The 7,736-nt window shown below is 69.9% G+C and carries 7 protein-coding genes; all 7 read left to right on the forward strand.

Annotated features, from left to right (window positions below):
- Window positions 1–672 (forward strand): SDR family oxidoreductase (locus B551_RS10290; RefSeq protein ID WP_043438668.1); only part of this gene is annotated, 672 nt, incomplete at its 5' end.
- On the forward strand, window positions 665–2,425 hold the full coding sequence (locus B551_RS10295; protein WP_023264025.1) for a thiamine pyrophosphate-binding protein: 1,761 nt from the start codon (window positions 665–667) through the stop codon (window positions 2,423–2,425). The genes B551_RS10290 and B551_RS10295, both read left to right, overlap by 8 nt.
- A 12-nt stretch (window positions 2,426–2,437) precedes the next feature.
- Window positions 2,438–3,244, forward strand: a complete 807-nt coding sequence (locus B551_RS10300; RefSeq protein ID WP_006577555.1) for an aspartate dehydrogenase — start codon at window positions 2,438–2,440, stop codon at window positions 3,242–3,244.
- Window positions 3,245–3,279: 35 nt separating this feature from the next.
- On the forward strand, window positions 3,280–4,755 hold the full coding sequence (locus B551_RS10305; RefSeq protein WP_006577554.1) for an aldehyde dehydrogenase: 1,476 nt from the start codon (window positions 3,280–3,282) through the stop codon (window positions 4,753–4,755).
- Window positions 4,756–4,778: 23 nt separating this feature from the next.
- Window positions 4,779–5,762 (forward strand): VOC family protein, encoded by a 984-nt coding sequence (locus B551_RS10310; protein WP_006577553.1) that lies wholly within the window; start codon window positions 4,779–4,781, stop codon window positions 5,760–5,762.
- 41 nt (window positions 5,763–5,803) lie between these two features.
- Window positions 5,804–6,760, forward strand: a complete 957-nt coding sequence (locus B551_RS10315; protein ID WP_023264027.1) for a PDR/VanB family oxidoreductase — start codon at window positions 5,804–5,806, stop codon at window positions 6,758–6,760.
- 204 nt (window positions 6,761–6,964) lie between these two features.
- Window positions 6,965–7,736 (forward strand): MFS transporter (locus B551_RS10320; protein ID WP_023264028.1); only part of this gene is annotated, 772 nt, incomplete at its 3' end.

Here is a 7,736-nt window from a genome sequence, read left to right on the forward strand (position 1 = left end):
CTGGCCACCGCCGAGGCGCAGCTGCGCGACGCGCATCCGGGCTGCCGCCTGCACGCCGGGACCTGCGACGTGCTGCAGCCCGAGCAGGTCCGCGCCTTCGCCGCCGAGGTCGAGACCACGCTCGGCCCTGCCGACATGCTGATCAACAACGCGGGGCAGGGCCGCGTCTCGACCTTCGCCGATACCGAGGACCAGGCCTGGCTCGACGAACTGCAGCTGAAGTTCTTTTCGGTGATCCACGCCACCCGTGCCTTCCTGCCGCAGCTCGAACGATCGCCCAACGCGTCGATCGTCTGCGTGAACTCGCTGCTCGCGGTCCAGCCCGAGCCGCATATGGTCGCCACCTCCGCCGCGCGCGCCGGCGTGCACAACCTGGTGCGCTCGCTCGCCACGGAGTTCGCGCCGAAGGGCATCCGCGTCAACGGCATCCTGCTCGGCCTGGTCGAGTCGGGCCAATGGCGCCGACGCTTCGAGGCGCGTCCCGAGGCCGACCGCCATCTGGACTGGGCCGCCTGGACCGCACGCCTGGCGCAGCACAAGCATATTCAACTCGGCCGTCTCGGCCTGCCGCAGGAGGCCGCGCGCGCCATCCTGTTCCTTGCCTCGCCGTTGTCTTCGTACACCACGGGCAGCCACATCGATGTTTCCGGAGGACTCTCCCGTCATGCGTAACGAACAACCCCAACAAGATCAACAAGCCGTGCGCGAGCAGCAGGTGACCGTCGGCTGGGCCATCGCGGCCTTCCTCGAGCAGTGCGGCGTCAAGGCGGCGTTCGGCGTGATCTCGATCCACAACATGCCGATCCTCGACGCGATCGGCGAACGCGGCAAGATCCGCTTCGTGCCGGCGCGCGGCGAGGCGGGCGGCGCCAATATGGCCGACGCCTGCGCGCGCACCACCGGCGGCCTGGGCGTCTGCCTGACCAGCACCGGCACCGCCGCCGGCAATGCGGCCGGCGCGATGGTCGAGGCGCTGACCGCCGGCACGCCGCTGCTGCATATCACCGGCCAGATCGAGACGCCGTACCTGGACCAGAGCCTGGCCTACATCCACGAAGCGCCGGACCAGCTGACGATGCTCAAGGCCGTGTCCAAGGCCGCCTTCCGCGTGCGCAGCGCCGATACTGCGATCAGCACCATCAAGCTGGCGGTGCAGACCGCGCTGACCGCGCCGACGGGCCCCGTCAGCGTCGAGATTCCGATCGACATCCAGGCCGCGCTGATTCCGCTGCCGACCGATCTGCGGCCGCTGCCGGTGCCGACCCACGTGCCTTCGGACCATGCGCTGGACGCGCTGGCCGAGCGCCTGGTCCAGGCGCGCCGTCCGCTGCTGTGGCTGGGCGGCGGCGCCCGCCATGCCGGCGCGCAGGTCAAGCGGCTGCTGGACCTGGGCTTCGGCGTGGTGACCAGCACGCAGGGCCGCGGCATCGTGCCCGAGGACGATCCGCGCTCGCTGGGCGCGTTCAACCTGCACAAGCCGGTTGAGCAGTTCTATCAGACCTGCGACGCGATGGTCGTGGTCGGCTCGCGGCTGCGCGGCAACGAGACGCTGAAGTACGAGCTGAAGCTGCCGCGTCCGCTGTTCCGCGTCGATGCCGATCCGGCCGCCGAGGGCCGCTGCTACCAAAGCGACTACTTCGTCAGCGGCGACGCCGCGCTGGTGCTCGACGGCCTGGCCGACCGGCTGCAGGCCCGCATGCGGATCGACCCGGCGTTTGCCGGCGACCTGCGCCGCGCCCACGAGATCGCGGTCAAGGGGCTGGTCGACGGCCTCGGCCCGTACTCGGCGCTGGTCGAGGCGCTGCAGGGCGCCGTGGGCCGCCACTTCAACTGGGTGCGCGACGTCACCGTGTCGAACAGCACCTGGGGCAACCGCCAGCTGCGCATCTTCGATTCGCGCGCCGGCGTGCATGCGCTCGGCGGCGGCATCGGCCAGGGCCTGGCGATGGGCATCGGCGCCGCGGTCGGCGCCGCGGCGACCGGCTCGGGCAAGAAGACCTTCTGCCTGGCCGGCGACGGCGGCTTCATCCTGAACCTGGGCGAGCTTGCCACGGCGGTGCAGGAGCGTGCCGACCTCGTGATCGTGCTGATGAACGACAAGGGCTACGGCGTCATCAAGAACATCCAGGACGCGCAGTACGGCGGGCGCCGCCACTACGTCGACCTGCATACACCCGACTACGCCGCGCTGTCGAAGGCGCTGGCGCTGCGCCATCGCCGCGTCAGCCGCCTCGACGAGATCGGTGCCGCGCTCGATCAGGCTACCGTCGAGCCGGGCCCGTTCCTGCTGGAGATCGATATGCTGTCGATCGGCAGCTTCAAGACCGCGTTCGCCGGCCCGCCGGTCAATGCCGCGGAGTCCACGCAAGAGCCGGCACAGGGTGCGGCCGAACGTGCGGCCGAGCGCGCCACGCTGACTGCCTGAAGGAGAACGGCAATGCTGCATGTGTCGATGGTGGGCTGCGGCGCGATCGGGCGCGGCGTGCTGGAGCTGCTGAAGTCCGATCCCGACGTGGTGTTCGATCTGGTCATCGTGCCGGAAGGCACGATGGACGAGGCGCGCAGCGCGGTGTCCGAGCTGGCGCCCCATGCCCGCGTCGCCACGCATCTGAGCGAAGCCGACCGCCGTCCCGACCTGCTGGTCGAATGCGCCGGCCATCGCGCGCTGGAGGAACACATTGTGCCGGCGCTCGAGCGCGGCATTGCCTGCATGGTGGTGTCGGTCGGTGCGCTGTCCGAGCCCGGCCTGGCCGAACGGCTGGAAGCGGCGGCGCGGCGTGGCGGCACCCAGGTGCAGCTGCTGTCGGGGGCGATCGGCGCGATCGACGCGCTGGCGGCCGCGCGCGTCGGCGGACTCGACGAAGTGGTCTATACCGGCCGCAAGCCGCCGCGCGCGTGGAAGGACACGCCGGCCGAGCAGCGTGTCGACCTCGATGCGCTGGACGGACCGACGGTGATCTTCGAGGGCAGCGCGCGCGATGCGGCGCGGCTCTATCCGAAGAACGCCAACGTCGCCGCGACGCTGTCGCTGGCCGGCCTGGGCCTGGACCGCACCGCGGTCAGGCTGCTGGCCGACCCGGGCGTCGAGGAGAACGTCCATCACGTGGAAGCGCGCGGCGCCTTCGGCGGCTTCGAGCTGACCATGCGCGGCAAGCCGCTTGCGGCCAACCCCAAGACCTCGGCGCTGACCGTGTTCAGCGTGGTGCGCGCGCTGGGAAACCGCGCGCATGCGGTATCGATCTGAACAGCCGAATCCAACGCGAACCCGAAGACGCGAACATGAAGACGCAAGACCTTCTCCCCATCTGTATCGCCGGCCAATGGCGTCTCGGCGGCGGCGACCGCTATGCCACGCGCTATCCCGCCACCGGCGAGGTCGTCGCGGAACTGCGCGCGGCCAGCCTCGCCGACGTCGAGGAGGCGGTGCAGGGCGCGCAGCGCGCCTTCGAGACCAGCGGCTGGGCACAACGCAAGCCGCATGAGCGCGCCGCGGTGCTGTATCGGGTCGCCGAGCTGATCCGTGCCCGCGCCGAGCCGCTGGCGCAGCGCCAGCGGCTCGACAACGGCAAGCCGATCAGCGAGACCCGCGCGCTGGTCGCCAGCGCCGCCGGCACCTTCCAGTTCTTTGCCGCCGCCTGCGAGACGCTGGAGGAAACGCTGACGCCGCCGCGTGGCGACTTCCTGACGATGAGCGTGCACGAGCCGATGGGCGTGGTCGCGGCGATCACGCCGTGGAACTCGCCCATCGCCAGCGAGGCACAGAAGCTGGCGCCGGCGCTCGCCGCCGGCAACGCCGTGGTGGTCAAGCCGGCCGAGGTCACGCCGCTGATGGCACTGGAACTGGCCGCGATCTGCGAGGAAGCCGGCGTGCCGAAGGGCCTGATCAGCGTGCTGCCGGGCAAGGGCTCGGTGATCGGCGATGCGATCACGCAGCACCCGCTGGTGCGGCGCGTGTCGTTCACCGGCGGCACCACCACCGGCAAGCACATCGCGCATATCGCCGCCGACAAGATGATGCCGGTGTCGCTGGAACTGGGCGGCAAGTCGCCGACCATGGTGTTCGACGATGCCGATCTCGACCACGCGGTCAACGGCGTGCTGTACGGCATCTTCAGCTCGTCGGGCGAGTCGTGCATCGCCGGTTCGCGGCTGTTCGTCGCGCGCTCGCTGTATGAGCCGTTCATGGACCGCCTCGCCGCCGGTGCCGCGCGGCTGCGCGTCGGCGACCCGGCCGACGAGCGCACCCAGATGGGACCGCTGATCACCGACCGCCATCGCGATTCGATCGAGTCGTTCGTCGCGATGGGCGTCGAGGAGGGCGGCCAGCTGCGCACCGGGGGCATGCGGCCAAGCGTGCCCGGCCTGGAGAACGGCTACTTCTATACGCCGACCATCATCGAAGGGCTCGATAACCGCGCCCGCATCTGCCAGCAGGAGATCTTCGGACCGGTGCTGGTGGCGATGCCGTTCGACGACGAGGACGACCTGATCGCGCAGGCCAACGACAGCGTCTATGCGCTGGCGGCCGGCGTCTGGACGCGGGACTACAAGCGCGCCTGGCGCGTGGCGCGCGCGGTGCAGGCGGGCAACGTCTGGATCAACACCTACAAGCAGTTCTCGATCTCGACGCCGTTCGGCGGCTGGCGCGACAGCGGCCTGGGGCGCGAGAAGGGACGACTGGGAATCCTGCAGTACATGGAGCAGAAGAGCGTGTACTGGGGCCTGCATCAACAACCGCTGCCGTGGGCGAACTGAGCCGGCGGCCGCTGGAGACCGACATGAATCAAGTACTGGGCATCGACGAGATCGTCTATGGCGCCGACGATTTCGACGCCTGCCGCGGCTTCTTCAACGATTGGGGTTTGATCCTGAAGCGCGACGACGCGCAGGGGCTGGACTTCGAGACGCTGAACGGCTGCCGCGTGCTGGTGCGCCGCATCGACGATCCGGCGCTGCCGCCGGCGATCGAGGCCGGCCCCACGCTGCGCGAGGTGGTCTGGGGCGTCGATACGCCCGCCGCGCTGGACCGCATTGCCGCGGCGATCGCCGGCGAAGCCAGCTTCGTCCACCAGGGCGGCGGACAGGGGGACGAAAGCGTGCGCATCGGCTGCACCGATCCCAACGGCCTGGCCGTGCGCTTTCAACTGACCCGCAAGCGCGACGTCGAAGTCGAATGCGCGGCGATGAACACCTGGAGCGCGAAGCCGCGCGTCAACCAGCGCGGTCCGATTTACGAGCGCGCCACGCCGATCGAGGTCGGCCACGTGGTGTTCTTCGTCAAGGACGTCGACGCCACCGAGCGCTTCTACACGGACAAGTTCGGCTTTGTCGCGTCGGACCGCTATCCGGGCCGTGGCGCCTTCCTGCGCTGCGCCGACGAGGGCGGCCATCACGACCTGTTCCTGCTGCAGCTGCCGCAGCCCAAGAGCGGGCTGAACCATGTCGCGTTCACCGTGCGCGATATCCACGAGGTGTTCGGCGGCGGCATGCACATGTCGCGCACCGGCTGGGAGACGCAGCTCGGCCCGGGCCGCCATCCGATCTCGTCGGCTTACTTCTGGTACTTCAGGAACCCGGCCGGCGGGCTGATCGAGTACTACGCGGACGAGGACCACTGCGACGCCCACTGGGAGCCGCGCGAATTCGAGCCGGGGCCGACGATGTTTGCCGAATGGGCGATCGAAGGCGGCATCGACGGCAATACCCGCCGCCAGAAGAACGCCGGCGGCCCGGAAGGGAAGTTCCTGACCGAGAAACGCTGAAGACGACGCCCCCGGCGCAAATGGAATCAGAAGGAAGTGTGATGAGTGCCAGCCCCACCCTGACGATGCGCGTGCAGGCCATGCGCTACGAAGCCCGCGGCGTCGTCAGCATCGAACTGCAGGACCCCGCGGGGGCCGCCTTGCCGGAATTCAGCCCCGGCGCCCATATCGACCTGCATCTGGGCAACGGCCTGGTGCGCAGCTATTCCCTGTGCGGCGCGCCAGAGGCGCGGCACAGCTACACCGTTGGCGTGCTGCTCGACCGCGGCAGCCGGGGCGGCTCGCGCTATGTCCATGAGCAGTTGCGCGTCGGCGCGACGCTGCCAGTCGGCGCGCCGCGCAACAACTTCGAACTCGACGAGAGCGCCTCGCACACGGTGCTGGTCGCCGGGGGCATCGGCGTAACGCCGATCGTCTGCATGGCCCGCCGGCTGCATCAGCTGGGCCGCGCCTTCACGCTGTTCTACTGCGCGCGTTCCCGCGAGGAGGCGGCCTTCGTGGCCGAACTGCAGGCCTATGGCGATGCGGTGCGCCTGCATTTCGACGCCGAGGCCGGCGGTCCGCCGGATCTGGCCGCCATGCTGGCCGGACTGGATCGGGGAACCCACTTCTATTGCTGCGGCCCGGGCCCGATGCTGCAGGCCTTCGAGTCGGCCTGCGAGGCGCATGGCTACCCGAACGTCCATATCGAGCGCTTCGCCGCCGACCCGTCGGTCGAGGCGGTGCAGGACGGGGAGTACGCGGTGTCGCTGGCGCAGACCGGCATGGAGGTCAAGGTGCCCGCCGGCAAGTCGCTGCTCGACGCGCTGCTCGAAGCCGGTATTGCGGTCGACTACAGCTGCCGCGAAGGCGTATGCGGTTCCTGCGAGACGCGTGTGCTCGGGGGCGAGCCCGACCATCGCGACGGTGTGCTCAGCAAGGCCGAACGCGCTGCCAACCAGTCGATGATGGTGTGCGTGTCGGGCTGCAAGGGCAAGCGGCTGGTGCTGGATCTGTAGCCGGGCCGGCAGCCCATCCCTTCCACGGCGCGCCGTGTCGGCGGCGGCGCCGTTTCCTCCCCACGCAGTCCGTTCCCACGACAGGTCCGCGCCGTGGCCATGCCCACCGCCGCGGACCGGCCACGGCAATTTCAGGAAGCAAGCATCGTGTTGACAGAAAGACAAGAGCTGGCGCCCGCCAGTGTTCCGGGGCCAGCCACGGCCATGTTTCGTGGTGGCGCGGATGGCGCAACCGCTGGCGCCGGTGCCGGTGCTTCCGCCACGGCCTCGGACGCCGCGGGCGGCGTGACGCGCGGCCAGATCGTCGCCCGCATCGAGCGCCTGCCCAACAACCTGATGCATGTGAAGGCGCGGCTGCTGATCGGGCTGGCGACCTTCTTCGACGGCTTCGACGTGATCGCGATTGCCGCGACGCTGCCGCTGCTGATCGCTCAGTGGTCGCTGACGCCGGGCCAGATCGGTTTCCTGATCGCCGCGCCCTCGGTCGGACAACTGGTGGGCGCGCTGTTCTTCCCGTGGCTGGCCGAGCGCTACGGCCGGCTGCACTCCATCGCCTGGAGCGCCGGCATCATCGGCCTGATGAGCATCGCCTGCGGCTTCGCGCCTTCGTTCGAGCTGTTCGCGTTGCTGCGGATCGTCCAGGGTCTGGGCCTTGGCGGCGAGCTGCCGGTCGCCGCGACCTATATCAACGAGGTCACGCGCGCGCATGGCCGCGGCCGCTTCGTGCTGCTGTACGAGGTGGTGTTCCCGATCGGCCTGCTGGTATCGAACGGGGCCGGTGCCTGGCTGGTGCCACGCTACGGCTGGGAGGTGATGTACTTCATCGGCGGCGTGCCGATCGTGCTGTTCTTCGTGCTGCGCAAGATCCTGCCGGAGTCGCCGCGCTGGCTGGCCGAGAAGAACCGCATGGCCGAGGCCGACCGCGCGGTGCGCGCCTTCGAATCGCACGCGCGCACGCCGCTGCCGCCGGTCGGCG

The organism is Cupriavidus sp. HPC(L), from assembly GCF_000307735.3.
Classification (GTDB): Bacteria; Pseudomonadota; Gammaproteobacteria; order Burkholderiales; family Burkholderiaceae; genus Cupriavidus.